Annotated in this window: 25 protein-coding genes and 1 pseudogene; 8 read left to right on the forward strand and 18 right to left on the reverse strand. The window is 43.7% G+C overall.

The features are described 5' to 3' along the window. The first annotated feature begins 5 nt into the window (after window positions 1-5). Window positions 6-1085: an FAD-dependent monooxygenase gene (locus tag GSF04_RS10260; protein ID WP_211859461.1), complete on the forward strand. Its 1080-nt coding sequence runs from the start codon at window positions 6-8 to the stop codon at window positions 1083-1085. Between the two features lie 156 nt (window positions 1086-1241). Here the strand turns inward: GSF04_RS10260 and GSF04_RS10265 are convergent, their stop codons facing one another. The 5 genes from GSF04_RS10265 to GSF04_RS10285 all read right to left on the reverse strand — a co-directional run bounded on the left by GSF04_RS10265 (window position 1242) and on the right by GSF04_RS10285 (window position 8342). After that, complete coding sequence (locus tag GSF04_RS10265; RefSeq protein WP_249122467.1) at window positions 1242-2537, reverse strand: ATP-binding protein; 1296 nt, start codon at window positions 2535-2537, stop codon at window positions 1242-1244. 8 nt (window positions 2538-2545) lie between these two features. Next, complete coding sequence (locus tag GSF04_RS10270; RefSeq protein WP_211859463.1) at window positions 2546-3916, reverse strand: sigma-54 dependent transcriptional regulator; 1371 nt, start codon at window positions 3914-3916, stop codon at window positions 2546-2548. A gap of 68 nt (window positions 3917-3984) precedes the next feature. Next, on the reverse strand, window positions 3985-6372 hold the full coding sequence (locus tag GSF04_RS10275; protein ID WP_211859464.1) for an FtsX-like permease family protein: 2388 nt from the start codon (window positions 6370-6372) through the stop codon (window positions 3985-3987). Beyond that, complete coding sequence (locus tag GSF04_RS10280; RefSeq protein WP_039491072.1) at window positions 6369-7076, reverse strand: ABC transporter ATP-binding protein; 708 nt, start codon at window positions 7074-7076, stop codon at window positions 6369-6371. The genes GSF04_RS10275 and GSF04_RS10280 overlap by 4 nt, the downstream gene beginning before the upstream one ends. A gap of 18 nt (window positions 7077-7094) precedes the next feature. Beyond that, window positions 7095-8342 (reverse strand): HlyD family efflux transporter periplasmic adaptor subunit, encoded by a 1248-nt coding sequence (locus tag GSF04_RS10285; protein WP_211859465.1) that lies wholly within the window; start codon window positions 8340-8342, stop codon window positions 7095-7097. 265 nt (window positions 8343-8607) lie between these two features. Here GSF04_RS10285 and GSF04_RS10290 point away from each other — a divergent pair, with 265 nt between their 5' ends. Further along, a complete protein-coding gene (locus GSF04_RS10290; RefSeq protein WP_045990759.1) occupies window positions 8608-9612 on the forward strand; it encodes a hypothetical protein in 1005 nt (334 codons plus the stop codon). Here the strand turns inward: GSF04_RS10290 and GSF04_RS10295 are convergent. The 7 genes from GSF04_RS10295 to GSF04_RS10325 form a co-directional block, all read right to left on the reverse strand. Further along, the gene (locus GSF04_RS10295; RefSeq protein ID WP_211859466.1) at window positions 9584-10309 is read right to left on the reverse strand and encodes a class I SAM-dependent methyltransferase; all 726 of its coding nucleotides are present in this window, start codon (window positions 10307-10309) and stop codon (window positions 9584-9586) included. The genes GSF04_RS10290 and GSF04_RS10295 overlap by 29 nt on opposite strands. Before the next feature lie 18 nt (window positions 10310-10327). Then, complete coding sequence (locus tag GSF04_RS10300) at window positions 10328-11281, reverse strand: tyrosine-type recombinase/integrase (RefSeq protein ID WP_211859467.1); 954 nt, start codon at window positions 11279-11281, stop codon at window positions 10328-10330. A gap of 160 nt (window positions 11282-11441) precedes the next feature. After that, the gene (locus tag GSF04_RS10305; RefSeq protein WP_211859468.1) at window positions 11442-11960 is read right to left on the reverse strand and encodes an ester cyclase; all 519 of its coding nucleotides are present in this window, start codon (window positions 11958-11960) and stop codon (window positions 11442-11444) included. A gap of 12 nt (window positions 11961-11972) precedes the next feature. Then, window positions 11973-12911 (reverse strand): polysaccharide deacetylase family protein, encoded by a 939-nt coding sequence (locus tag GSF04_RS10310; RefSeq protein ID WP_211859469.1) that lies wholly within the window; start codon window positions 12909-12911, stop codon window positions 11973-11975. 2 nt (window positions 12912-12913) lie between these two features. Further along, on the reverse strand, window positions 12914-13465 hold the full coding sequence (locus tag GSF04_RS10315; RefSeq protein ID WP_039491078.1) for a YbhB/YbcL family Raf kinase inhibitor-like protein: 552 nt from the start codon (window positions 13463-13465) through the stop codon (window positions 12914-12916). Next, a complete protein-coding gene (locus GSF04_RS10320) occupies window positions 13462-14583 on the reverse strand; it encodes an alkene reductase (protein ID WP_102056384.1) in 1122 nt (373 codons plus the stop codon). Before GSF04_RS10320 ends, GSF04_RS10315 begins: the two co-directional genes overlap by 4 nt. A 13-nt stretch (window positions 14584-14596) precedes the next feature. Further along, a complete protein-coding gene (locus GSF04_RS10325; protein ID WP_211859470.1) occupies window positions 14597-15016 on the reverse strand; it encodes a lactoylglutathione lyase in 420 nt (139 codons plus the stop codon). Between the two features lie 112 nt (window positions 15017-15128). On the opposite strand from GSF04_RS10325, the gene GSF04_RS10330 reads away from it, so the two are divergent. After that, window positions 15129-16055: a LysR family transcriptional regulator gene (locus GSF04_RS10330; RefSeq protein WP_130126649.1), complete on the forward strand. Its 927-nt coding sequence runs from the start codon at window positions 15129-15131 to the stop codon at window positions 16053-16055. 96 nt (window positions 16056-16151) lie between these two features. Further along, window positions 16152-16769 carry an HAD family phosphatase gene (locus GSF04_RS10335; RefSeq protein WP_211859471.1) on the forward strand — a complete coding sequence of 206 codons (618 nt, stop codon included), beginning with the start codon at window positions 16152-16154 and terminating at the stop codon, window positions 16767-16769. A 46-nt stretch (window positions 16770-16815) separates the two neighbouring features. On the opposite strand, the gene GSF04_RS10340 is transcribed toward GSF04_RS10335, so the two are convergent. Both GSF04_RS10340 and GSF04_RS10345 read right to left on the reverse strand, forming a co-directional pair. Next, entirely contained in the window at window positions 16816-17028 is a 213-nt protein-coding gene (locus GSF04_RS10340) for a hypothetical protein (protein WP_010369567.1), read from the reverse strand. A gap of 32 nt (window positions 17029-17060) precedes the next feature. Continuing rightward, window positions 17061-17243 carry a hypothetical protein gene (locus tag GSF04_RS10345; protein WP_010604114.1) on the reverse strand — a complete coding sequence of 61 codons (183 nt, stop codon included), beginning with the start codon at window positions 17241-17243 and terminating at the stop codon, window positions 17061-17063. Between the two features lie 303 nt (window positions 17244-17546). On the opposite strand from GSF04_RS10345, the gene ggt reads away from it, so the two are divergent. Beyond that, entirely contained in the window at window positions 17547-19289 is a 1743-nt protein-coding gene (gene ggt, locus GSF04_RS10350; protein ID WP_211859472.1) for a gamma-glutamyltransferase, read from the forward strand. Between the two features lie 226 nt (window positions 19290-19515). Here ggt and GSF04_RS10355 read toward each other — a convergent pair whose 3' ends face one another. Then, window positions 19516-19989 (reverse strand): hypothetical protein, encoded by a 474-nt coding sequence (locus tag GSF04_RS10355; protein ID WP_211859473.1) that lies wholly within the window; start codon window positions 19987-19989, stop codon window positions 19516-19518. 6 nt (window positions 19990-19995) lie between these two features. Next, window positions 19996-21150, reverse strand: a complete 1155-nt coding sequence (locus GSF04_RS10360) for a PepSY-associated TM helix domain-containing protein (protein ID WP_211859474.1) — start codon at window positions 21148-21150, stop codon at window positions 19996-19998. A gap of 327 nt (window positions 21151-21477) precedes the next feature. Here GSF04_RS10360 and GSF04_RS10365 point away from each other — a divergent pair. The 3 genes and pseudogenes from GSF04_RS10365 (at window position 21478) to GSF04_RS23355 (ending at window position 24603) form a co-directional block, all read left to right on the forward strand. Then, window positions 21478-23601 (forward strand): annotated as a pseudogene (locus GSF04_RS10365) (TonB-dependent siderophore receptor). A gap of 108 nt (window positions 23602-23709) precedes the next feature. Then, window positions 23710-24291, forward strand: coding sequence for a hypothetical protein (locus GSF04_RS10370; RefSeq protein ID WP_211859475.1), 582 nt, complete (start codon window positions 23710-23712; stop codon window positions 24289-24291). Between the two features lie 78 nt (window positions 24292-24369). After that, window positions 24370-24603, forward strand: a complete 234-nt coding sequence (locus GSF04_RS23355; RefSeq protein ID WP_249122468.1) for a hypothetical protein — start codon at window positions 24370-24372, stop codon at window positions 24601-24603. Between the two features lie 270 nt (window positions 24604-24873). Here the strand turns inward: GSF04_RS23355 and GSF04_RS10380 are convergent, their stop codons facing one another. Beyond that, window positions 24874-25074, reverse strand: a complete 201-nt coding sequence (locus tag GSF04_RS10380; protein WP_211859476.1) for a hypothetical protein — start codon at window positions 25072-25074, stop codon at window positions 24874-24876. 145 nt (window positions 25075-25219) lie between these two features. Beyond that, entirely contained in the window at window positions 25220-25459 is a 240-nt protein-coding gene (locus tag GSF04_RS10385; RefSeq protein WP_211859477.1) for a TetR family transcriptional regulator, read from the reverse strand. Window positions 25460-25954: the final 495 nt, after the last annotated feature.

Genomic DNA, 25954 nt, shown 5'->3' on the forward strand with positions numbered 1-25954 from the left:
CTAATATGGCTGAAAGGAAATCGGATATTGTCATTGTAGGTGCAGGCATTGCAGGATGCATTGCTGCACTTGCTTTGCATCCTCACTATCAGGTGATAGTAGTCGATAAGCTCGCTACAGCTAAAGACAAAGTGGGCGAGTGTTTACCGCCAGCGGCCTCTAGAATTCTCAAAAAGCTTAACCTGTTGCACTTACTACAAAGCCCGGAACATCTCACTTGTCACGGTATGATTTCGTTTTGGGGTAGTGAATCGCCTACCATAGTGGATAACGTTAAAAACCCCGATGGTTTGGGGTGGCACATTCATCGGCAGCATTTTGAACAGCAGCTTCGTGATCAATTAGTGCTTCGTGGTATCCCTTTGTTATCTTCTACAAAGCTCACTGATGTGGTGCAAACACAATCAGGGTGGCAGGTTAGGGTTGAAGGCTGCGACACTGACATGTCTATCACGACAACACTGCTTATTGATGCCACCGGTCGCGCCTGTCATCTAGCGAGGCGACTCGGTGCAAAACTACAACAGTTTGATAAGCAAATGGCACTGTGGCTTACCGCAGAGGTTGCCACGACGAAACAGTTTGCGGTGATAAGCGATGAAGAAAATGGCTGGTGGTATAGTGCGCCGAGCGCGGCATGCTCTTCACTCGACCCCAATATGCAGCCTCGGGTGTTTTCTTGGCAGGCTTGCGCTGATGCGATCAAAAAGTGCAACATCACCAACGCTCGAGATTTTTTAGCAAAAGTAAAGCCGGTGAGGGGATTTAACACCTTAGTGGACTTGGTGAATATAGAAACAGCACACCTACATCCTATGGTAAGTGCAAATTCGGCCCGTTTGGATAGTTGCGCAGCAAAAGGTTGGTATGCGGTGGGTGATGCGAGCATGAGCTTTGATCCGCTCTCTTCGCAAGGCATGTTGCATGCCATGACTAGCAGCATGCAACTTGCGGATATGCTGCTGTTGCACGGCATGGATTACAAACATGGCGCAAAACTATATCAGTCGCAAATGGATAGAGTGTGGATGCGCTACCTTGAGCATCGACAGCACTTTTACGAGGGCTCAAAGTTAATCGGTTAACACGTATTATTACTTGTTTGGACTAAAGCAAAGTTTGAATCGAAAGAATGCGACAACATCTATAGTGGTGAAACCAATACCATTGCTGCTGGCCGTCAGTTGATTGCGATGCTTAAAATGTCTGAATAAATGTCGTCTAGAAGTGGCGGTGAACACTCACCTATTCGCTGCCGCCAATGGAAGCTGAATATGAGTAATTGCGCCTTGTGCATCTTTACGATTGGTTAAGCTCAGTTTTCCGTTATGCTGTTCAACGATATTTTTAGCTAAGATGAGCCCAATCCCTTTACCCGTTGTTTTGGTGGTATAAAAAGGTACAAACAGATTGTCAGCGTTCTTGATGCCATGCCCTTCATCGAGTACTTCAATACCTACGAATTTATGATTGTGATACGCTTTGACGTAAACAGCATTGCACTCACTCCCAGCTTCCAAGGCATTTTTGATCAGGTTTACAAGTGCTTGCTCAAGTAAGCTTTGATCAATTTGCAGCGTAAAGTTCTGTTCAATGGTTAATCTCACGCGATTGTCGAAAAGCCCTACGAGCGGTGTTAGTAAGTCATTTATGGATATCGCTTCTATATGAAGTTGATGCTGTTTTGCAACGCTTGCATAGCGATTAACAAATGACATCAGGCCATCGCTGCGCTGCACAATCACGCCAAGCGCTTGTTCAAAATCGGCTTGATTTTCTTGCGTGGTGGGAATTTCTATCAAGGTTTGAGCAAGTGACTTAATCGGCGAGAGAGAATTATGAATCTCGTGGCTGAGCACTCTGATCATTTTTTGCCAAGCGTCGCGCTGAGCTTGACTGACAACCGCTTGCACATCGGTCAGGATCACTAAGTGCGCCTGCATGCTTGCAATGGTAAGCTCGCTATAGCGAAGCTGCCACTCATCACCGAGAGTAGGGTGGTTAAAGTGCCAATGGCCACTATGATACTCAAGGCTGAACTTATGCGCTTTTAATAAACGTAGGCTTTGCCATGGTTTGCCAATCCAATTTGAGAAGGCTTCATTGGCATGCACCAGTGCAGTATCGTTATCGAAAATTGCGATGGGGCTGGGCAGTTGTTCAATGAGTCTAAATAGTAATATGGCCTGGTGGTCTCGCTCTGATTTGAATGATTGCAGCTGCTGACATAATTGCTGTGTTTCTTGCTGCAAACTGTGAAGAATGCCTGAGCTGTCAGAGGTGTAAAAGCGCTGCCCATACTCTTCGTTTTTGATCGCCTCTATGGTGGTTGAGAGGTGATAAAAAGGTTGTATCAGGTGCTGTTTAAAATGATACAACAGCAATGCGAGCGGACAAAGGATAAGGATAAAGTAGGTGATAACACTGAGTGTTGAGACCTCAAGGATGACCATAAAAAAAGCGCTGAGCACGGTGAACAGCAACCAAATAACCAGGCAAAAAATCTCGATAGTCTGTTCAAAGTTAGGCTTTTTCATAGGCAAGCTCATCGCGTTTTAATATCGAACTTATCAAGGCGACGATATAGCGCACTTTTACTGATCCCAAGTAAAACAGCTGCATCTTCCACATTATCATGGCATTGGCACAGCGCCATTTTAATCAACTTTTGCTCGGCTTGATCTAGCGTCATCATTTCGGGCTCACTCTGCTCTGTGGTTACCACAGATTTTAAAGAAAGCGCGCTTTCTTCAATTTCAGTGTCATCACACAGCAAAATCGCACGTTCCATCATATGACTAAGTTCACGGATATTACCCGGGAATGCGTAATTTTGTAGTCTTGTTTGTGCTGCATGAGACAAGGGTTTTACGTCTAATTCATAGGTCGTTGCGTGCTTTTGAATAAAAAAGTCGGCCAACGGAATTATCTCTGTACGACGCAAGCGCAGTGGTGGGATCTCAAACTCCATTGTATTTAGTCTGAAATACAGGTCACTACGAAATTGACTTGCTTGTTGTTGCGACTCTAAATCTGCATTAGTTGCGCTAATAATTCTACAGCTTGCATGCTGCGTTTTGCTTGAGCCAACAGCTTCATATTCCCCTGTTTCTAATACTCGTAGTAGCTTCGCTTGTTGAGGCTCTGTGAGTGTGCCAACCTCATCCAAAAACAAAGTCCCTTGCTCAGCCATTGAGAAACGACCTTGTCTATCCTGTTTAGCGTCAGTAAACGCACCTTTCACATGGCCAAACATTTCACTTTCAAACAGTGACTCTGGAATGGCCGCCATATTGGTGCTCACAAAGTTGCCTGTGATGTTACTTTGCTGGTGGATGTAGCTGGCAATTTGTGATTTTCCCGTACCATTTTCTCCTCTAAGCAATATATTCGCTTTGGTTTTGGCAATGCGATCAAGTTGGCTTTTTAGCGCTTGCATCGTAGGGCTTAACCAGAGTAATGCATCAGCTGGTTCTGCATTTGGCGCTATTTTAGCTGTGGTTTGTTGGGGGGAAGCAGGTTGTTGTTTTGCAGCGATTTGCTTTAGCCCTAAATGCTTTTTCACCATCATTACTACAGCGTGGTTGTCCCAAGGCTTGGCAAAAAAGTCTTTGGCGCCGCGCTGCATGGCTTCGACGGCGAGTTCGACGCTAGACCAAGCAGTCATCGCAATAAAGGTTGTGCTACTTTGGCTTGCATACTGACTCAAAAAAGCGAGACCTTCATCGCCGGATGTTGTATCGAATTCATAGTTCATGTCTAGCAGTACAATATCAATGTCGTGCGCATTGAGCTGCTTAGCGGCACAATCGAGACTACTACTTTGGAAAATGGTAAAACCGTGGTTTTTTAGCAAAAACTGTAAGCTAAGGCGGATATCGGCCTTGTCATCAACGATTAAAATTGAACCTTGCATAGTGTGTTGTAGGCAAAGGGAGTTTACACGCCACGCTTTGCCTACTCATTCCTGTTGTTATTATTAACTTATTCGTTTCTTAGCGCTTTAATGGGATCTTGGCTTATCACCCTTTGCACAGGTAAATAGCTTGCGATGAGCGCAATCAGCAGCATGATAGGGATTGTCACGATAACGGCGAACCAGCTCATGGAAATAGCAGTTGTGCTTATCTTTATGAGTATCCCATATCCGATTGCAACGGTTAATGCACTCACTCCAAGGCCAATCATTACCGGTGTTAGACTCTGCTTGAGCACTTGTGCTATCAGTTTGTGTGTATGTGCGCCCAACGACAAGTGAATGCCAAGCTCATAGCGACGCATTTGTACGCTGTAATTGAGCACGCCATAGATCCCTGCGCCAGCTAGGCTTAAGGTAAGGGCTAATAGGGCGACAGTCAACATTGCTTGCAGCCAAGTTTGTCTTAGCCTTTGGGTTAGCATGTCATCTACAGGCTCAAAAAAAGCAAAGTTTAGACTCGGATGAATGGCCTTGAGAGCATGAGTTAATTGGGCTTTAGACAGCTCCGCATTCCCCTTGATAATAAAAGATGTGCTGCCTTCAGTGACAGGCAAGTAATAGCGCTCTAAGGTATAGCCTCGGTTGCCCGTAGGCACGTAAATATCACTCACAACCCCAACCACTTTTCTTGGCACCTCTCTGTCAGCATAGAGGGTTTGACCGATAGGGTTTTCATCTTTGTACAAACGCTTAGCGAGTGAGGCTGAGAGAATTATTTCATTGTTGTCTGAGCCTGAGGCCATGATTGGTGTAAACCGGCTTCCTTGCTCAAGTGGCAGTGAAAGCGCAGTGAAACCGTCTTCGTCGTAAAAGGACAAACTGACGATACCGATCAGCGCGATATTTTGATCATACAAATAGTTTTGCCATCCCATTTGTAGTGGTGAAGTGTAACTTGCTGATACCGATGCGATGCTCGCTTGATTGGCTAAAAGCTGTTTGATTTGTTTGCCAAGCTCAAAGTTATCGATTTCTGTGGCACTACCATCGATACGAACATAGTACAAATGCTCAGTATCAAACCCTGTGGGATGAGTCATTTGCGCGTATGCGGGAACTAATTTGTTGGCCGCTAGAAAGAGTAAAATACTGGCAAAGCATACTTGTAATGCCACCAACACTTGACGAGTACGCTTGGAAATTTGCGCGCCAGTGCCTTTACCGCTGCTGTGTAGCGCATCTGTCAGGGCATGATAGTTTACTTGTTTGCTGGTAAACCAGGCGATGAGTAGCGCTATTATCAGACTCAGTACACAAGCAACCACTATGGTCGGCCAGTCCAGAGTTAAGCCCTGCATGCGACTAAATAAATAGCTCAAGTCGTTTGCTAACCAAACATTCAACCACTCGGCAAGCAATAACCCGAGTATAGTCGCTGCGCCCACTAACAGGGCGCTTTCGCAAAACATACTGACAAAAATGTGAGTAGGCTTTGCCCCCAGTGCCGCTTGAATTGCCATGGTGCGCTGTTTTTGCGCAGCCCTTGAGAGAAATAAATTAACCACATTGGTCAGGGCAATAAGCACCAACACCGCTGCTGAGAACAACAAGGTAATGGCGAGTTCATCACTTCGCGCAACGATTTTGTCGCGCAGTGGTGTAAACTGAGCGCCAATTCGCGTGTTAGGCGCTACGTTTTCACGGGATTGGTAAAGCGTGTTAATCTGTTCGCCCAGCGCATGATTCATCTGCTCTATGTTTACACCCGCTTTCAGTCGAGCGATACCGTTAAACTGGCTACTGATGTTATTCCAGTGCGAGGTGGTGGTGACAGGCTCCGGAAAGCTACTAAAGCCGCTAACGGGAAAGCCACCAAAGATCTCAGGCACTTCAAACGCTTCTCCCGTTACTCCGATAATTTGATAGCGTTCACGATCTATGGAGGTGTAGCTACCAACGATATCTGGATCTGCATTAAAGTGCGTTATCCAAGACTGGTAACTCAGGACTAAAACTTTTTGTTCATCGCTGACGCCTTCGTCTTGCTTTAGCGCGCGACCAAGATGCAGTGGCGTACCTAACAACTCAAAGAATTCGGGAGTCACTCGAATAATGTCTACCGTGGGCATATCCTTAATGTCCATAAAACGAGATGATACGAAATGCATCATCGTCATTTTGTCGATAAATTGCTTATCTTGATAGAGTTGAAACTGGGTGGAGAGCAGTTGGAATCCATATTGGGTTTCTCCATTAATGGTTTCGCTTTGATCGGTCACCCACAGCTTATCTGCATCAGGGTAGGGAAGCGGTTGTGTGATCAATCTATGGTTGATATTAATCACTACCGTTAGCGCTGCTAAGGTTAATGCTAGGGTGACAAGTACGGTAAGACTAAATCCCGGAAGCTTCCTAAGATTTGACAGTGCGAGCTTACATTCCTCTTTTATCATCCCACCATCTCCAAATTCATTTCATCCACCATCACCCCATCTAACAAGAACAGTTTACGTTTTGCCATGTCTGCATACCTAGGGTCGTGGGTAACCATACACATGGTTGTGCCTTGGGTGTTTAGGTCGCTCAGCATGTTCATTACCGCATCGCCATTTTTTGAGTCCAAGTTTCCTGTAGGTTCGTCAATAAGCAGAATATCTGGCTGATTGGCGAGTGCACGGGCGATGGCGATACGTTGCTGCTGTCCGCCTGACAGTTGATTGGGCTTATGTTCTGCTCTGTGGGTCATTTGTACTAACTCCAAGCAAGTCATTACCCGTTCTTTTAACGCAGTACTTGAAAGAGCGGTGCTACTGTACTTGATAGGTAAGGCGATATTGTCAAAGACGTTCAATTCATCAATGAGATTAAATGACTGAAACACAAAACCGATATGTTTATTTCTTAGTGTGGCTCTTTGGTTAACGTCAAGGTTACTGACATCGTTACCCGCAATTGTGTAGGTGCCGGTGCTTGGGCTGTCTAATAAACCAAGAATACTTAGAAGTGTTGATTTTCCGCAGCCTGATGGGCCTGAAATTGACAGATATTCGCCCTGCGCCACATTGAGGTTTACGCCACGCAGTGCCAGTGTTTCCATTCCGCCGAGGACAAACTTTTTAGTGATGTTTTTAAGTTCAATAACGTGTTTATTATTCATTGTTCTTCCTTTGGTTTGTTATTTGCTCAAAGTCACTACGGGTGCGTCGGCATAAGATGTCATATCTGACAAAATAAACTGCTGATTTGTCGAAGCGCCACTGAGTAGTTGAATGTGCTGTGACGTTTCTGCGCCATAGTGTACTTGAATTGCATGGGCTTGTTGTTTTTCTTTATCAACAAGATATAAGGTTGCTTGGCTATAAGGTTTTGCACCGACGGGTTTGTCGATGAACAGTGCGGAACTCAATTTGTCGATAGAGACTTTTCCCTCAATATTTAGCTCGGGGCGAGCACTCGCGGGCAGACTTTTAGGCAGTGTCACCTCAACTTCAATATTGCCATTTTGTACCATTGGATTAATGCGCGACACTTGGCCTTCAATTAAGTCGTTACGGGTATTGATGCTCACATGCTGAGCCAGCTTTATTTGCTGGGCATAGGCTTGTGGGATCTGCAATTGCGCATATAAATCTGTGGTGCTACCAACTAACACCAATTGAGTGCCAAGAGAGACACTTTGTCCAAGTTCCACATGAAGTTGCTGCAATACTCCTTTGATCCCAGCCCGTACAGTGAGCTTATTCACCCTATCTTGCACCAATAAAAATGCTTCATTACTGGCATCAATATTTGACTGCGCAAGCTGCAGGTTGGCTTTGTGTAAGGTCTGCAATTGTGATATTCGCTGTTGTTCAATATTAATGCGACGTTTCAGCTGGCGATGGGTAAGTACCGCGCGTTGGTAGTCGAGTTTAGAAACAACCCCATCTTCAACCAACTCTCCTTGAGCGGTAACCTCCAGCTCGGCACTTTCTAACTCAGATCTCAGAACTTCCAAATCCGCCTGATGAGACAGCAGTTCTCGTTGTTGATTGATATCGAGCTGTAGATATTGGTCTTGCGATTGCGCCAAACTGCGTTTGGCATCTTTTAAAGATTGGGCCAAATTTGCATCTTGTAACCTCATGATGATGCTGTCGGGGTTAACTTGTGCACCTGGGCGCAGCAAAATTTCTTCAACCGTGGCATCGCTTGCGGCACTTATCAAACGCGGCGTTCTCGATTTAAGCTGACCATATCCAGATACACTGACCTCTAAATCCCCTTGCTGGACCTCCGCAATCCATGTTTTTGCCATAGGCAAAGATGCCTGCGCTGAGGGTTGTAATAGCAGCCATATAATAACTACGGCGAAAATAGTTCCGCCAACAGCCCACAACCAGTTAACCTTGTTGCGTTTTTTATGTTCGACTTGTATATCCATGTTGATATCTCTGGTGGAATGAAGGTTGTTATTACTCAGTAGATAACAAGTCACATGCCAAAATTTAATTCACTGAAATTATTGGGTTTTTTACTTTCTCTGTTTGCAGGGAAGGAGTGCTTTTTGCGGTTTCGAAAATAAAAATTGTGGTTTTGGGATGAGTTAGCACAGTATTTTTGTTGAATTTATGTAATCTTTTGTTGCAGTTTGGTTCGTGGTCTGGTTTTATTTGACATAGAAAAAGATGTAAGGATAACTACTAATTATGAATCTCAATTCACACTATTCATTAGAAAGAGTTGTGAGCTCTAAAGATCAAAAGTATATCGAAGGATTATCGATATACTCTAGGTACACACACCCTGCTCTTAGAACGGAAACTAATACAATTACTTATTGGCTAGATAACTATAACAAAAAGTTTGATGATGAGTTCCATGTCCTTGTTTTTTCAAATAATGAAATAGTTATTGGCTATACTCAACTAACCTATTTTGTTGAAGAAAATATAGTTGTTATTGACTATATATCCATAGATGAAAGATATAGGAAGAACAACACCTTTTTTGAGTTTGCAGATCAGCTTGCCCAGTATATTGAGAGTAAATTTCCCAGCTCAAGCTTTTCCGTTGTAGAGTTAGCTTTGATAGATCAGCCTTATCATCAAAGTGATAATTTTGAGTTGATGAAAAAACTACTAGGCATGATTGGATTTTATGAGTTGGATCTTGATTATTGGCAATTAGAGCTTTCAGCTAGCAATCATGAAAGCAAGGTTCCTGCACATTTGTTTTTAAATCCTAGACCTCTTCATTGTAGTTTAAGGAAAGAAACCGCACTGGATTTACTACACATGCTGTATATTAAACATTACTCAAGGTGGTTTGAAGTATACGAGGAAGATAAAGTTATTTTATACAAGGAAAAAGCTCAAGAGCTTTATAGCACCGCAAAGACGTCTCTCGTTGATGATGTTTATTTTAAAGGTGGAAGTGATAAAGCATATGAAAGTATAGTAAAGACAACAACTGCACAACCTACTCAACATTTAGGTCTGTCGGTGAAATTGACTTTTTTATTTTTGGTATTAGCGTTATCTTTAGTGTTTTTTATTAAAAAAGCAGAAATAGATAAAGATGATTTCTTTTACTTTTATGGTTTTCTTTCCGTTAGTTTCGTCTTTTTTCTTTCTTTGTTCTCGTCGCGTGCACTGGAGGTACTAAAAGTTGTATCTAAAACCTTCAGCGACATTTTAAAAGGAAAGCCATAAAGTTACATCCACCTCTTTTTAGTATGTTAACCCTTTGAAAAAAAGGATCTAACTTGGAGAGTTTGGAAGATAGTTTCGGGTTACTTGTACTTCGTAAGAGCAGTGTGGATATGATATGTATCGAGTTGCTCTTTTTCTCTAACAAGTTAAAACTGTGTAAAATTGAGTTTATGTAATCAATAGAATAAAGCCAAAGATGTTCGCTTTCTCCATTATAAAAGGTGTGGATCGGAGTTACACTTTCCTTGTACTTGTCTGTAAATATAAATTCATAACTATTACTAGTTTCGTATTCTAAAACTAAAGCTCCACCTTTTTTTGTTACTCGATTAAGCTCTTTAATAGCAAGCTGTGCATCAACATAATTTAGTACCGAACCTACACATATTACAATATCAAATGACTCATCAAAAAAAGGAATATTTGTCACAGAGCCTACTATTGATTTGTCCTCAAAATTTAATAAATTCTCTGCTATATCTAGATGATAAATAAAATCACCAGATATTCCGTAAGAGTTACCTCCTGAACCCGCAAGTAATACTCTTTCTGATAATTTCACACCATCTTCTATGCTTAAATAATCGTATAAATACTGCTTAATTTTTCTGTAGGTGTGATAGTGCCATTGATCGGAAATATCCCAGATATTCTGAAGCTTATTATACTTATCTCTTACATCACACTCTTCAATCATAATTAGTAGTTATCCTTACTAACTAGCAATTCGTTTCCTTACATTGGCTTTAGTGATCTTCTTTTGCAGTGCGTTGTCGGTAACATGGGTATAAATTTCCGTGGTTGAGATACTACTGTGTCCGAGCAACCGTTGGACGAAGCGAATGTCGAGGCCTGATTCAAGTAGTTCGCATGCCGCGCTGTGCCTTAGCATGTGTGGAGTGACTTTGAGTTGGGTGTATGCTTGTTGACTAAGTTTTTTGATTAGTTTGCGTAAGAATTGCGTTGAGGCGGGTTCCCCGCGGCTATTGATCAGTAAATGATCGCAATGTGGTGCGCAAATAGCTCGGCTTTCAATATAGTTCTTGAGTAATTTGGCTATTTCTTGGTCGGTGAGATACACAAACCTTTCTCTGGCTCCCTTACCTAAGATTTTAATCTTCTTTTCGTTGATATAGATGTCAGTTAAACAAATTCCAGCAAGCTCAGATACTCGGATCCCTGTGCTAATCATAAGTTCTAACGCGATGAGTGAAGTAAATTCATTTAGCATGCGCTTTTGACTGACGCTATATGTGTTTGATGATTCTATCCATAAGCTTTTACAGTTCTTTCTGGCTTGTTTGAGCAAGCGTTTCAAGTCTGAGTGTGGTACGTTTTTTGGCAATCTTTTGGGTAGCTTAATGTCTAGCTGGAATTTATGAAAAGGATTAAGCTCGATGAATTCCTCTCGCTCAAGCCACTGGAACATAGCCCTTACACACGCCATTTTGCGCTTTATTGATGTGTTTGATAGCTCTGCATCAACCAGAAATTGATGGAACTGTGATAAGTCTACTTTGCTAATATCTTTAATGCTTTTATTTTCATCAAGTGCCTGCATAAACTGCTTTAGGTCAATTTGATATGCTTTCAAGGTGTGATCTGAGAGTTTACGTTTATCTTTACACAGGGAAATGAACTGTTGAGAAAGTTGGTTTATTGATTGCACTGCGATAAATCTACTTTTGCTAATACCGAATTTAGTGACCGTATTAGAACAGATTGTTGATAAAAACTGTATATAATCAATTGATTTAAAGGAATGTAGAATACAAGCGTGTTGTTAAATAGGCTCCAAGTCGGAGCCTCGGTATTATGACAATAATTGTTTATTCGCTAATCTGCATTTGTTCAAAGAGCGTATGGTAGTCTTCTAGATGCCAATTTTTAGTGATTTTCTCACCATCAACGTAGTAAACATCGACAGCTCGGAAATCAATGGCTTGACCTGCTCCTTGGTGCTCACCAAATTGGCCGCTGAAGTGTCCAAAGAAACGTAGTCGTACCGTGACAAATGAACCACTGACTAGTAAGTGTTCGACTTCTGCTTTCAGGTCTGGCACTGCGCGACGAAATCCTGATGAGGCTTCTAGCACGCCTTTCAAGCCTTGCTTTCTACCTCTTGGTAATGTCATATCAGTAAATGCGTTACTTAGTGCCTGTCTCGCAAACTTAGTGTCTCCACTGTGCCAAAAAGCAGCGTATTGCAATGCGGCATTCGCGGCTATTTGACATTGTGCTGAGTCACAAATTTGCGCAACCTTTGCTACGGGTAACTCCTCATTGGGTGCCGCTAATGCTAGTGTCGCACTGGCACTTAGCGCTAAAATTAAAGCATGTTTAATCATTACCTAGCACCTCTAAAACACACGTTCTGGGTTGGTTGGTACGTCTTGTTGCTTTAGAGTCCATTTGGCTATGTCTATCTTGCGCATAAACTTAACCTTTGGGTGCGATTTAGCGTAACGGATAAAGTCGTCAAGTGCTTTTACGCGAGCTGGGCTACCTGCGAGCCTGTCGTGTGCACTGATAGACATCATCCGGCGCTGGGATTTTCCTTCTTCATAAAGCACATCAAACTCGTCCTTTAACTCTTGCAAATAGGCTTTTGCTGTCATTGCGGAACTGCCGCCATAGCGCACGATATCGTTATTTCTAAAGGTATAAGGCACCACCACGAAGGGTTTGCCATTGACCGGGGTAAACGAAGGCTCATCCCGAGATAGGTCATCTATATGATAGATAAATCCAAGGGACTGCAAAATTGTTAGAGTTTGCTCAGAATGGCGCATCCAAAAAGCATTAAAGCCTTTTGGTCTTTGCCCGGTGATTTTTTCAAGCACATCTGCACTGTGAATATAAGATGCACGTTCTTCTTCGGGTGTCATCGAGTACTGTGGTGTCCAGTTTTGTCCATGACCTGAAATTTCATGCCCTTTTTCTGCCACCATTTTGGCAAGTTTAGGATTAAGCTCTGCAGCTTTTCCTACCATGTGGGACGTCACTTTGATGTTGTGCTTATCCCAAAGCTTAAGCAATCGTGGGATCCCTTCATTCATGCCATACTGATACCAAGTAGGAGCGACAGTGTCGGGGTAGCCCGTTTCTTGCTGAGGAAATGGCCCAGGATCGCTTGGGTCTTGCGCGGTTGCTTCAAACTGCATGGAGATAGAGATCACCAATTGAGCATCATCAGGCCAGTAATGGCCAGACTCTATTTCAGCGCCGTGGGCTGTGCCTGTAAGCAGAGCGGTTGCGGTTAGTAGCGCTCGAATACTTGTGGTCAACGTGGTACGCATGGTTATTCTCCTGCGGCTCTTGGGCCGGCATACACAGAAAGTGTTGCCTGCGCTAAGCTATGCTGGTGGATAAAAAATCCAGTAAGTGGTGCCGTTGCACCAGCTGGCACGGGGAGTGTATCTACATCTAGCGCATGCACGGTAAAGGTGTATTTATGTTTGCGACCAATAGGCGGGCACGGGCCAAAGTATCCTGGCTTTCCTAAATCCGTATTACCTTCAATGGCTTGGCTTGGTAAAGTTTCTGCAAGCCTAGTCGTGTCTTTGGGCAAGTTATACACTTGCCAGTGCCAAAATCCGCTGCCGGTTGGCGCGTCTTGATCGTAAAACGTCACCGCAAAGCTCTTGGTTTGTTTAGGTGCATTTGACCAAACTAAGGTTGGCCGTGTGCTGTTTCCCTCGCAGCCAAATTGATCCCAGTATTGAAATGGTCGAATAGATTTTTCGGCAACAAGATCTGGGCTTTCTAGTGTAAACTCAGGTGCTGAAATTGCATTGGTTGCACCGAGTAATGCCATGGAGGCTAGGGATAAGTTCAGTAATAATGGCTTCATATTGCACCTTTTGCTCTTAATTGTTGAAAATCTGCATAGTCGGTGTAGCCCTGCTCGCTACCACCAAACAAAGGCGCATCAGGGTTGATTGGACTCAAAGGTAATTGATGAGTTAGACGATATACGAGGTCTGGGTTGGAGATAAATTTGCGACCAAAAGCCACAAAGTCGACTAGACCTTGTTCAATAAGGGCTTCGGCTTGCTCTGGTTCGTAATTTCCCGCCACAATAATGGCGCCGTGAAATTTTCTTCTTAGTGCTTGCCTAAAACTCTCCGTCACGACCGGCGCATCATCCCAGTCCGCTTCTGCTAAGTGCACATAGGCAATGCCTAAGCGGTTAAAGTGCTCCGCGGCGAGCAAAATAGTATCAATGGCTTCTTCGTCTTGCATGCCACGTTGGGTAATAAAAGGCGCTAACCGGATCCCTACTTTTTCAGGCCCAATTGCTTGGCTAATCGCAGTGATAACTTCAACCGCAAAGCGAATTCGGTTTTCCTTCGAGCCACCATATTGATCATGGCGTTGATTAGAGCTGCGGCGTAAAAACTGGTCGATTAAGTAGCCATTACCAGCGTGGATCTCGACGCCATTAAACCCCGCCATCATGGCATTCTCAGCCGCATGGACATAATCTTCGACTATGCTCTGTATTTCTTGGGTTGCCAGTGCGCGTGGTGTTGGGCAATCGACCATTTCACCCACTCCTTTTTCATTGACCACCCACACTTGTGCGTCGGGCGCCAGTGCTGAGGGGGCGACGGGTTGGCCATCTTCATGAAAAGTGGAGTGAGACATACGACCGACATGCCAAAGCTGACAGAAAATACGGCCACCTTTTTGCTGGACTGCATGGGTGATTTCTTTCCATCCAGCAACCTGCGAAGCAGTATAAATTCCGGGAGTAAATGAATATCCTTTGCCCTGACAAGAGATTTGTGTGGCTTCACTAATGATAAGCCCTGCCGAAGCGCGTTGGGCGTAGTACTTTGCCATCAACTGGTTTGGAATATCTCCCGGTTGTGTTGTTCGAGAGCGGGTCATTGGTGCCATCAAAATGCGATTTGGTAAGATTAAATTACCGAGTTTTTTCTGCGTAAATAACAATGGATCAGACATAGTATTCTCCTAATTATTGGACAAGTGAGTTGATGTGGCGTGGAAACAGCACTTCAATTTTTAGAGATTCAGGTGCAAAGATAAAAACCTGATGCTCATTGCTAATAGGGACATCTCGTTCCACGTAGCGAACGCCAAAATGCTCTAGTCGGGCGATTAACCCAGGGTAATCGTCACCACGAAATGCAATATGATCTATGTTGCTAGTACTCATGTTTGTGTTTTGCGCAGAACCAAGGTATTCAGCCTGTGCTTGGGTATGTGGTGATTGTTCAACCAGATGAATGAAAGGTTGCTGTTGGTCGCCATAGAACCACTTTCCTGGAAATGGAAAAGGTGGACGTAAGCCTTCTTTAAGCCTAAGCACCTGCTCAAAAAAGGTCGCCATTTTTGCCATGTCATGTGCTCTAAACAAAAAGTGATCTAACTGCATGGTGTGTTACCTCCATTGGTGTTAGCGATTTATGCGTTGAGAACAGTCTATTTGTTTATTAATATTTGATAATTGGCTTTTATATAAAATTACTTTTCATAAAAGGTGAATAATGAAAAGCAAAGCAGACGATATGGCGCTTTTTGTTCAAGTGGTGCGCTCTGATGGCTTAGCTGCGGCAGGGCGAGTATTAGGGCTTTCTCCAGCGAGCATGACCGCACGGATCAATGCACTTGAAGCGCACTATAAAACCCGTTTACTTACTCGAAACACCAGAAGTATCAAACTGACAGAAGCGGGAGAGCGGTTTTATCAGGGCTGTGTGCGAGTCATTGAGGAGGTCGCGGCGGCGGAGGCACTACTGCAAGATGCCGATCCCGATTTGAGAGGCACACTCAAAATTGCAGCAAGCTCAGACTTTGGCCGTCAGTACGTGGTTCCCGCCGTTGCGGAGTTTGCCACGCAGCATCCACAGGTGGTGGTTAACTTGAGCTTGGGGGAGGGCTTGGTCAAATTAGTTGAGTCTGGCACTGATATCGCCATTCGTTATGGTAATTTAAATGATAGCAGTTTGATATCTCGGCCTCTGTTAAACAACCGCAGAATGCTGGTGGCTGCCCCAAACTATCTCGAACAGTATGGTACACCAGATTGCTATCAAGCATTACAGCGCCATCGCTGTTTAGTACTGGAAAGAGCAGGACAGGCGCTAAACGATTGGTATTTTATTGACAGAGACACGCAAGCTACCATCATTGAAACCGTGCCTACCTGTTTAGTGAGTTCAGATGGAGAAGTATTGCGAAACTGGGCTATTCAGGGGCTTGGGATCACCATTAAGTCATGGTTGGATGTTCACAAAGATATTAAAGCGGGGCGATTGGTGGAGTTGTTGCCAACTCAAACATTGGGATTTAGTCCAACGGACTCAGATAAAGTCGCGCTGCAAGCGATTTATCCATCTAGGCAGTTCCAACCTCGCCAAGTCAAAGCTTTTCTAACCTTTTTTAGCGAGTATTTACAACAAATGCATGATTGATTTTATTTCAATGAAGTCTAACGAATTAGCCGTGCGTAAGTGATAAAGATATGCATAATAAACGCTCATATTTAAACTAACTAAAGAGGTTCAAGGATGGCAATTGGCAATATTAAACACGTAATTTTTGACGTCGGTAACGTATTTGTGAGGTGGTCACCGGAGGAGATAGTTCGGCTTACCTTTGGCAACCAATGCGACGTTGAGAGTCTAGCTAAGCAGCTGTTCCACAGTGAGATTTGGTTTGCGATTAATCGAGGCGAACTGACTGAAGCAGACACCAAGCACGCTTTTATGCAAACCTGTCACTTAACCTCTGAGCAAGCTGACGAACTGTTCTTTTATATCAAAGAATCACTGATCCCACTTTATGGCACGCTTGCACTGATGCAGCGCCTAAAGGAGGCTGGATATAGTGCTTATGCCCTAACCGATAATGTGCACGAGATTGTGAGCCACCTAAAAGCGCGTCATACTTTCTGGCAACACTTTGACGGAGAAATTATTTCTGCTGAGCTTGGCTGCATGAAGCCCGGCAAAGCTATTTTTACTCATTTACTGGAGCGCTACCAACTGGCGGCAGGTGACTGTGTTTTTCTTGATGATGTCTTAGCGAACGTCGAAGGTGCAAAGCAGGTTGGGTTACATGGCATTCAGTTCTTTAATGCGGCTCAAGCTGAACGCGAGTTACGTGAGCTAGGATTAGTGTTTTAAGTAGGTCGAGACTCCAAAGTAGGCCCAAGTACGGGCCTAAAAAAAATTAATCACACATATACTGTCTATTGGTGAAAGCGCAGTCGTGATCACCGTAACAAGAGATAGCACCTGTACGGCAATCGTGGCGGTTAGTTGGTACACAGTCCAAATCAGTTAAACGGTTTACACCACCACCAATTTGGGGGGTCGCTTGTGGTGTAATAGCTTGAGCATTGTTTAAGTTTTTAAGCGGCTTTTTATTTAGTTTAATTTTCATTTTTCATTTCCTTTGGGTGGTAAGAAAGCGTATTAACAGCGAAGAGAGCCACAGTTATAGCAAGAACCAAATGCTTTCGTGTTGCATAACTCGGTTATTTCTCTGTCACAACCCGCGGTTAAATAACCTCCCGCGATGTTTGGTGTTTGGGCTTTTTCCAAGCCTGCAGTATGGTTCAGTTGTTTTATCTTTCTTTTTGTTAGAGTCAATTTCATCTTATTTTCCTTATTGTGAAAGCTTGAGTTGTCGTACAAAAAATAAACTGCATTATTGACTGTACCCAATATAAATTATTTGTCAAACATGTTCTTTAAAAGTTAAATTTATGTTTTTCTTAATTGCCTTATTTCAACCCTGTGTAACTTCAACGTTCGACAACATGCTGCTTGTTAGCCTTGAGTGCAGTAACTATGGTGTAATGTAAATTTGCACTGTCAGCCGCCCAACGCATCGATATTGTTTGGTCTTTTTAATCATGCAACACTGCAACATGAGAATAATTAAAAAACGGGATGAAGATGCGTAAATTAACAGCCTTGGTGTGGACTTGCTCTGTTTCCTTGTGCGTGGGTGTTGCGTTTGGTAACACGGCGCAAGCTGACGAGTCACCAATATTTAGTTCTAAAGCCACAGCACAGCCAATATGGGCTGAGCATGGCATGGTATCTAGCCAAGAGGCACTTGCCAGTCAGGTTGGGGTGGAGATTTTAAAGCAAGGAGGTAATGCTGTTGATGCGGCTGTCGCAGTAGGTTTTAGTCTTGCAGTGACTTTGCCAAGGGCCGGAAATATCGGCGGTGGTGGCTTTATGCTAGTGCATCTGGCAAAAGAGAATAAAACCATCGCGATTGATTATCGCGAAATGGCACCGAGCCGTGCGCACAAAGATATCTTTATTGATGAAAATGGCGAGGTAAACCCAAAGCTAAGCCTTCAGCACGGCCTTGCCGTGGGTGTTCCCGGAACTGTTATGGGGATGGAGTTAGCACTCGAAAAATACGGCACCATGACACTTAACCAAGTTATTCAGCCTGCAATAAAATTGGCGCGAGATGGCATTAAAGTGACCTCTGATTTAGCTAATTCGCTTTCTCATAGTTACATTAAAGAACGAATGCTGAGTGTGCCGGCGTCTAAGGCTGTGTTTTATAAAAAAGATGGTAGCAGCTACAAGCCAAATGAATGGCTGGTGCAAGCAGATCTTGCCCACTCTTTAGCGCTGATCGCTGAAAAAGGCAGCGCGGGCTTTTATCAGGGCGAGACAGCAAAGAAAATTGTTGCTGCGGTAGAAGCAGCTGGTGGCATTATGTCGCTGGATGATTTAAAAGGCTATAAAGCGGTAGAGCGTGAGCCGGTAAAAGGCACATACCGCGGCTACGACATCGTTTCTATGCCGCCTCCTTCATCTGGTGGTGTGCATATCATAGAGATGCTGAACATGCTGGAGCAATATCCTATTGGTGAGCTTGGGCATAATAGCGCTGCTACCGTCCATTTAATGGCTGAGGTCATGAAGCGTGCGTATGCTGACCGCAGTGAATATTTGGGCGACCCCGATTTCTACGACGTACCCGTTAAAGCATTGGTGGATAAGCAATATGCAAAGCAGCGCAGTAAACAAATAAACGCAGACAAAGCGACGCCAAGCCGTGAGGTTAAGCCCGGTAAATTATTACCTTATGAGAGTAACCAAACCACGCATTATTCTGTGGTAGATAAGTGGGGCAATGCGGTGAGTAACACTTACACGCTCAATTTTAGCTATGGCTCAGGTATTGTCGCGGCTGGCACAGGCATTCTACTTAACAACGAAATGGATGATTTCTCGGCAAAGCCCGGCACACCAAACGGTTTTGGTTTGGTTGGTGGAGAAGCTAACGCTGTTGAAGGCAAGAAGCGCCCGCTGAGCTCGATGACACCGACGATTGTAATGAAAGAGGGTAAACCCTTTTTGGTAACGGGTAGCCCAGGTGGCTCGCGTATTATCACCACCACGCTGCAAATCATTATGAATGTTATTGATCATGGCTTGAATATCGCAGAAGCAACTGTGGCTCCGCGTATTCACCACCAATGGTTACCAGATGAAATTCGTATTGAACGTAGCTTAAATGTGGATACTCGACGTCTACTTGAAAACAAAGGACACACACTTTCAGAGCAGAATGCGATGGGCTCAACCCAGTCAATCTTGCTTACCGAGAAAGGTCTATTTGGCTCCTCAGATCCAAGGCGTGCAGATAGCGCTGCGGTGGGGTACTAATACCAATTGAATTAATTCTCTAATCAATTTGAAGGGTGAAATAGCATATTAGCTACGTTAAAAATTTCTCATTTAGAACAACTAAATAGCAAAATTTTTGCCTTGCTACTAAAGCTATTTCCCCGCTTCAAGATAGATCATTTACTTAATACAACTGGTATAATATCCTGATTTCCATTGAGTCCTAAGTGTAAGTCAAATCGAGTAGGGGCGAGATGCCCCTTTTCTATGCGCTTTCTTTGATTAAATACTCTGGCAGTGGCCAATTCATGACGATGACTTCGCCTTGCCAAGTTTCAATCGTCAGCCAAACCCTGTCGTCTTTTGATAATGTTTTCTTTGCTAAAGCATGTACGTGTTGACCGTGTTTTGTGCCGTGAAGGATCCCGAGCTCATGCTCCATAAGCTGTGCAAGTGGCATCGCGTTGGGGCCGATATTGAGATAGCCTTGACGCATAGAATCAACATCGCCTTTATTAAATAGCAATAAGAAGTCTTTGACGTATAAGTTATCGTGGATGTATGGCGGCTTGTCGTCAAAAGGCATTGGTGTAATACTGTACTTTCCAAGTGTTTGCTCCGCCAATGGAGCGGGAAATTCTGGATGTAATGATTGATAATAAAACCAAGCTGGCAATACCAGCAATAGAGCATTTAACCAATATTTATTGTGTTGTATAAAGCGTTTGACTGCATTCATGGCGATTTACCCTTGTTGTGCTTTTAGTTGTCTTGCATTGCTTCGTTCTTGGCTACGCGCGCGTTTGGTCCGAAGCTGATACATGATAAATCCGGTAACTGACATCCCGGATAAAATACAGCCAAAAATAAACCAGATGACTTTTGTCCAGATCCCTCCAATGGTGCCGTAGTGCAGTGGATCTGTGATGTGCATAACCGTTTGTAAGCCTGTCATTGAATCAGGGTTTGCATGATGAACGACTGTATCATTCCAAGTGTTGTAGGCAATATTAATGCTGTAATCGTCATAGAGTACGTAGTCGTTTGCGCCACTGATTTTAAGCGTATCGCGGTTATGCTCAGGTAGCATGATGTAACTTGGGCGAAAGTCAGTGTACTGTTGTTGGATTTCAGCGAGCGCTAGATCAACACTGGTCTCTACTGCATTCGTGTTTATTGTTGAGTTGGGTATATTCGCTGCATTTAATGTTTCATGATGTTCGAGTTCAACACCAGCATGCCACAGCACCGCTTGCGTTAAATACCACAGTCCGGTGAGGCTCATTACGGCCATAAACCAAAGCGACCATACTCCACTGAGTTTATGGATGTCAGCGGCAAAGGTGCGACCACCTTGTGATTTACGCAGCTTAAACTGAAAAAATGCCAACCAAAACTTTTTGTATACCACCAGGCCTGTGATCAACGCGCCCAATAGGATCAGTGACATAAACGCCACTAAATAGTAACCAACACTATAGCCATTTTGCCATGGAAATAGCAGCCAGCCATGTAGTGAACGCATAAAGTTAATAAACGTATTGCCGTCATTTATTTCCTGAACAGCTCCTGTGTACTGGTTTACGTATGCAAGCGCATAGGGCTTGTCGACGTCGGTAAACATCACCACGTAGGTCAAATAGGGCTCTCTCACATTGAGCCCCATGACATCTGCACTTGGGTGCTCATCCTTAAACGCGCGTAATACTGAGCCCGCTGACATCTCACTTACTTGACTGGGGTTATGTGCCCGAGAATCAGGGTTGGTAAGCCATGTAAGTTCATGGCTGAAAACGGAAATGGTACCTGTGATACAAATAAAGCAAAACAGTAGCCATATTGGCAGTGAAAACCAACCATGCAACTGAAACCAAAACTTGTTGCTTATTTTCTTTGCCATTGTGTGTTCCTAGTTTTTTGAATGACGGCGACAAATTAAAGCTGAGGGAGTATTTGCGCAAAAATGTAAATAAAGTATATCTTTTTAAAAGTGTAAATAGCAATTATATTCATTTGGATGTGCGTTAAATGGCATGTTTTATTCGTTTAGCGGTTTATATTTCTTGTTTCCTTTATAGGAAAGTTGTTTTAAATTAGTTAGTTACTGTTTTTGGGAACGTTCCTTAAATCGGGTTCGAAACTGGTTGTAATTTACCTTAATGTTATTGCTAATGGTTATCATCTGCATTATTATCGTTTCAATTTTTACAATATTAGGATGAACCCAGTGAACACTCTGCCTCTCAAAACGCTCTCATTTGCTGTTATGGCAGCGCTCGGCACGTCAGCATTACAGGTGCAAGCAGCACAGCAAGATAATGAAGAAATTGAAAAAATAGTTGTGACGGGAAAATACACCGTCAATGAAGTGATAGACACCGCAACTGGCTTAGGGTTATCTCTTCTTGAGACGCCGCAATCTGTTAGCGTTATTACCGCTGCACGGATCAAAGAGCAAAAGCTCGATACGTTGACCGACACCGTATTAAATGCGATTGGGGTGTCAGCGAAAGAAATTGATAATGTTCGTAATACGTTGCAGTCTCGTGGCTTTGACATTACCAACTATCAAATTGACGGCGTTCCTTTGTCATGGAGTTTAGCGGGGGATTCAGGCGAAACCATCGCGGATGTTGCTATATACGAGCGCGTGGAGTTTGTGCGTGGTGCAACCGGGTTATTAACCGGCGCGGGCGATCCTTCAGCTTCAATTAACCTAGTACGCAAACATGCAAATAGCACCGACCTCACAGGGTTTGCTAGTGTCTCTTTGGGGAGCTGGAACAATAAAGAAGTGATGGTGGACGTTGCCAATGGATTAACTAACGATGGCAGTGTGCGTGGACGAGTGGTGGCGAAGTATGAAGAAGGTGACTCGTATTTAGATCTCTTCTCTGACGAAAGTACCGTGCTTTATGGGGTACTAGAAGCGGATCTAAGCACGCATTCGACAATCCGCGTTGGTGCTAGCTATCAGCGTAACGACCCTACCAGTCCAACTTGGGGGCATTACCTACTTTCTTTACCGATGGAAGTAAAACAGACTGGGAAGTCGAAAAAACCACGGCTGCAAATTGGACAGAGTGGCAAACTACTGGCACCAATGCTTTTGTGAACTTTAGTCACAACTTTGCAAATGGCTGGGAACTGGTTGCCAATTACAACAAGCTGAAATACGAGCAAGATACAGAGCTGCTGTATTTATTCGGCACGTTGGATAAAACAACGGGTGAGGGCTTAGCTTCTTGGCCTTATAAAAGTACAGGTGAAAGTAACCAAGACAGCTTTGATATCCAGCTTAAAGGTTTTTATCAACTCGCCGGTCGTGAGCATGATTTCGTAACTGGCGCGCTTTACAGTGAGCAGAGTGCCGATACACTCACTTTCGCTGCGCTCGATAATGCCTTTTTGCCAGTTGGCAATTTTTACGAGTGGGACGGCAATTTCCCTGAGCCGACGTGGGCACAGAAACCTCAGTTGCTCAAGATATGGATACCGAGCAAAAGGGGTTTTACGCCGCAACAAGGCTAAATCTTAGCGATGAACTTAAAGTAATAGCGGGTGGTCGTTTGTCGAGCTGGCAGCGCGAAGGCGAAAGCTATGGCGTCATCACTGATTTTGGCGACAATGGCGTATTTATACCTTACGCTGGTGCCTTGTACGACTTGTCGACAACGCAGCGAGTGTATGCAAGTTACACAGAAATATTCCAGCCGCAAAATGCCCAAGACCGTAATGGTGATTTCCTTGATCCAATCAAAGGAAAATCATACGAAGTGGGCTAAAAAGTACCTATCTAGACGACACGCTGCAAACAACATTGGCGATTTTCCAAATCGAACAAGATAACCTAGCTCAAGATGATGTTGGATACATAGTTCCTGGTTCGGTAAATACAGTCGCGCAATATGCTGCTGAAGGCACAACCAGTAAAGGCTTCGAATTTGAAGTGGTGGGTCAGTTAACTGACGGTTTTGATGTGCATTTGGGTTATTCACAATACAAAGCAGAGGATGCCAACGGCGTTGAAGTGAATACGGATAACCCAAGAAAGCAATTTAAGTTGTATACGACTTACCAATTTGTGAATGCTTTACCTGAGTTGACGATTGGTGGTGGCGTGAACTGGCAGGATGACACTTATTCAGTAACGGGCAACGATAGGCTAGAGCAAGATGCCTATGCACTGGTTAGCTTGATGGCAAACTACGTACTGGCAGACAATATGGCGCTACAACTCAACGTAGAAAACCTCTTCGATGAAAAGTACTACAGCCAAATAGGCTTCTTTGATCAGTACCGCTATGGTGCGCCGAGAAATTACAGCTTAAGTTTTAGCTATGATTTTTAGCAGACTGTAAACTAACAAAGCGTGGCTAGTGAGCCACGCTGTTGTTCATTGTTTATTTATTGCAAGAACTGTACGCTTGGAGCAATACAGTCAAAAAGGAATTTTGCAATGAATTTATCCCCTGCTTTTTTGGTCGCTGGCTTTATAGTAAATATGAGTACAGCGTCCGCCACACCGGACTATCAAAATGTGCTTAACCAGCTACCGCTGCCACCTAATGAACTTACCACTTTACTGCATGACCTAGCACTACATGGCCTTGAGCAGCACGCTATGGCTGAATTAATTAAAGGCTATAACCGATTACACAACAAACGGATAGAATGTGCCAACGTTGCGACTGTGTTGAAAAGGTCGCAATTGGACTCACTCAAAATGGATGTAGAGTACTACACCACTGTGCTTTTTTATGTTGATGGTTTGAACAAAAATCAGTGTGAATCTGCGGAGTTTGGCGCTTTTACAAGGACAGTCGCTATAAATTATGTGATGCATAAGAGCCCGAGGGAGCTTAAGCTGGTGAAAGCAATGAACGTGCTATCGTCTGGGCGTTACGCAAATTTTATTGAGTTTGAGGCTGAGTTTAACGCTTTACCTGAGATCGTTAAAACGGCCGCGCTAAAAGCGGATTTTCTTCGAGATAACTTTAATTTGTTTCAAAGCTTGGAGCAAGTTCACGGACACGAGTGATAAAAGGAATATTTGTGAAACCCCTGCTATTAGTTTTGATATTGTTTGCGTTCGCGGCCGCAAACTAACGCTGAAACAATGTCAGTAGATCTTACGCCGACTATTGAATATCCAGTCGAACAACTTGAACCAGTTCAAAAGGCGCTGCTTAGTGAGCTGTTAAATAGCGTAACACAACTGGGTGATAGAAAAGCTACATGCGAAAATGCGCGTGTTATTACACCAAAACAATTACACAGTCTTAATATTACCTCGCAGCAGCGAGGTATCGTTTATTTCTTATTTTTATATTCACCAAAAAAGGGAATGTGAAGCCGAGAATATGGCGAATTCGCCAGACTTGTTGCCGCGAATTTAGCGGTGCAAAAGCAGTCAGAAGTCTTAAGGTTCGTCAATACGCTAAACATGGTAAGCTCCAGCGTTTATTTCGATTATGTTGAAACGGAGCTGGAGTTTAACCAGTACCAGAAAGTGTTCGCAATAAAACCTACCAAGCCGAGTTTTTTACAGCATCCGTTTAGTCTTAATGCATACGCTAGAGCAGTTCGAATGATTCGGCGCGTTGTTACTGATTAAGTAAAACTAAGCTAACATAATACGGTTTAATAATTCGTATTGCGGTACGTTTTGCATCATCTTACGGCTTGATTCGGGTACTTGATGATTTGCAATCCAAAGTGCGAGACTCGTTAATCCACCATTGATAAATTGAGCGCTGGTTTTATGCGCTTGAGAACTCTGCTGCGGTGCGATTGCACTTAGTAACTGTGTGATTGATGCCACACACCCTGAAAGCTGCTTTTCGAGTTGTTCAGGCTTCTAATACCGACTGCGCATCACGTAATATGATACGCTGTATCTCGGGCTCCGTAGCCATATCCAAGTAAGTTTTCTGCACGTTTCAAAAAGCGCTTGCTGAGGTGAGGTTTCACCTACGTTCAATATCACGGAGCCGGAGATCCATTTCACTATCTAATTGCTGTACTACCGCGTAAAACAACCCTTTTTTGTTGCCAAAGTGATGATACAGCGCTCCTCGAGTGAGTCCTACGTCCGCTGTTAGCTCTTCTAATGCCGTCCCTGCAAATCCTTTACTTGCAAAAAGCACTCTGGCTTGGGCCAATAGCTCGCTGCGGGTTTTCTCCATCATGCTGCTTCTTGTTGTCATTTTGCGATCCTTATTAAAAAACTACGCAATTTATAATTGACATACAGTGTGTATGTCAATTATTTTCACATACACACTGTATGTGAAAATAATCTCAAGGAGAGATCAATGAATAATCCTTACTCCGAAATTTTTAAGATAAAAGGAACTAAGCATTTTAGCTGTGCTGGTTTATTGCTCGTATGCCGCTCTCTATGATGGCGATTGGGTTAATCACTATGCTTTCGCAACTCTATGACTCATATTGGATTGCAGGTTCCATTGCTGCGCTATTTACTTTACCATGGCATTTGCTGCGCCGCAGTTGTCGCGACTGATTGATAGGGTAGGGCAACGCAAGGTTGTGATCCCTGCGGTTTTGTTTTGTGCAATATCTGCGCTGGCATTGTTGCTCCTAAGCCACTTGCAAGCGCCACTTTGGAGTCTCTATGTTTTAGCCATGTGTGCGGCATTATGCCAAGTGTTCCGGCTTTAGTCCGGGCCAGATGGAGCGCG

It is taken from the genome of Pseudoalteromonas sp. A22 (assembly GCF_018141345.1).
GTDB classification, from domain to species: domain Bacteria; phylum Pseudomonadota; class Gammaproteobacteria; order Enterobacterales; family Alteromonadaceae; genus Pseudoalteromonas; species Pseudoalteromonas maricaloris.

Coding starts and splice junctions, on each gene's coding strand:
- GSF04_RS10260 (WP_211859461.1), top strand. CDS start 6: ATGGCTGAAAGGAAATCGGATATTGTCATTGTAGGTGCAGGCATTGCA.
- GSF04_RS10265 (WP_249122467.1), bottom strand. CDS start 2,537: ATGAAAAAGCCTAACTTTGAACAGACTATCGAGATTTTTTGCCTGGTT.
- GSF04_RS10270 (WP_211859463.1), bottom strand. CDS start 3,916: ATGCAAGGTTCAATTTTAATCGTTGATGACAAGGCCGATATCCGCCTT.
- GSF04_RS10275 (WP_211859464.1), bottom strand. CDS start 6,372: ATGATAAAAGAGGAATGTAAGCTCGCACTGTCAAATCTTAGGAAGCTT.
- GSF04_RS10280 (WP_039491072.1), bottom strand. CDS start 7,076: ATGAATAATAAACACGTTATTGAACTTAAAAACATCACTAAAAAGTTT.
- GSF04_RS10285 (WP_211859465.1), bottom strand. CDS start 8,342: ATGGATATACAAGTCGAACATAAAAAACGCAACAAGGTTAACTGGTTG.
- GSF04_RS10290 (WP_045990759.1), top strand. CDS start 8,608: ATGAATCTCAATTCACACTATTCATTAGAAAGAGTTGTGAGCTCTAAA.
- GSF04_RS10295 (WP_211859466.1), bottom strand. CDS start 10,309: ATGATTGAAGAGTGTGATGTAAGAGATAAGTATAATAAGCTTCAGAAT.
- GSF04_RS10305 (WP_211859468.1), bottom strand. CDS start 11,960: ATGATTAAACATGCTTTAATTTTAGCGCTAAGTGCCAGTGCGACACTA.
- GSF04_RS10310 (WP_211859469.1), bottom strand. CDS start 12,911: ATGCGTACCACGTTGACCACAAGTATTCGAGCGCTACTAACCGCAACC.
- GSF04_RS10315 (WP_039491078.1), bottom strand. CDS start 13,465: ATGAAGCCATTATTACTGAACTTATCCCTAGCCTCCATGGCATTACTC.
- GSF04_RS10320 (WP_102056384.1), bottom strand. CDS start 14,583: ATGTCTGATCCATTGTTATTTACGCAGAAAAAACTCGGTAATTTAATC.
- GSF04_RS10325 (WP_211859470.1), bottom strand. CDS start 15,016: ATGCAGTTAGATCACTTTTTGTTTAGAGCACATGACATGGCAAAAATG.
- GSF04_RS10330 (WP_130126649.1), top strand. CDS start 15,129: ATGAAAAGCAAAGCAGACGATATGGCGCTTTTTGTTCAAGTGGTGCGC.
- GSF04_RS10335 (WP_211859471.1), top strand. CDS start 16,152: ATGGCAATTGGCAATATTAAACACGTAATTTTTGACGTCGGTAACGTA.
- GSF04_RS10340 (WP_010369567.1), bottom strand. CDS start 17,028: ATGAAAATTAAACTAAATAAAAAGCCGCTTAAAAACTTAAACAATGCT.
- GSF04_RS10345 (WP_010604114.1), bottom strand. CDS start 17,243: ATGAAATTGACTCTAACAAAAAGAAAGATAAAACAACTGAACCATACT.
- ggt (WP_211859472.1), top strand. CDS start 17,547: ATGCGTAAATTAACAGCCTTGGTGTGGACTTGCTCTGTTTCCTTGTGC.
- GSF04_RS10355 (WP_211859473.1), bottom strand. CDS start 19,989: ATGAATGCAGTCAAACGCTTTATACAACACAATAAATATTGGTTAAAT.
- GSF04_RS10360 (WP_211859474.1), bottom strand. CDS start 21,150: ATGGCAAAGAAAATAAGCAACAAGTTTTGGTTTCAGTTGCATGGTTGG.
- GSF04_RS10370 (WP_211859475.1), top strand. CDS start 23,710: ATGAATTTATCCCCTGCTTTTTTGGTCGCTGGCTTTATAGTAAATATG.
- GSF04_RS23355 (WP_249122468.1), top strand. CDS start 24,370: ATGTCAGTAGATCTTACGCCGACTATTGAATATCCAGTCGAACAACTT.
- GSF04_RS10385 (WP_211859477.1), bottom strand. CDS start 25,459: ATGACAACAAGAAGCAGCATGATGGAGAAAACCCGCAGCGAGCTATTG.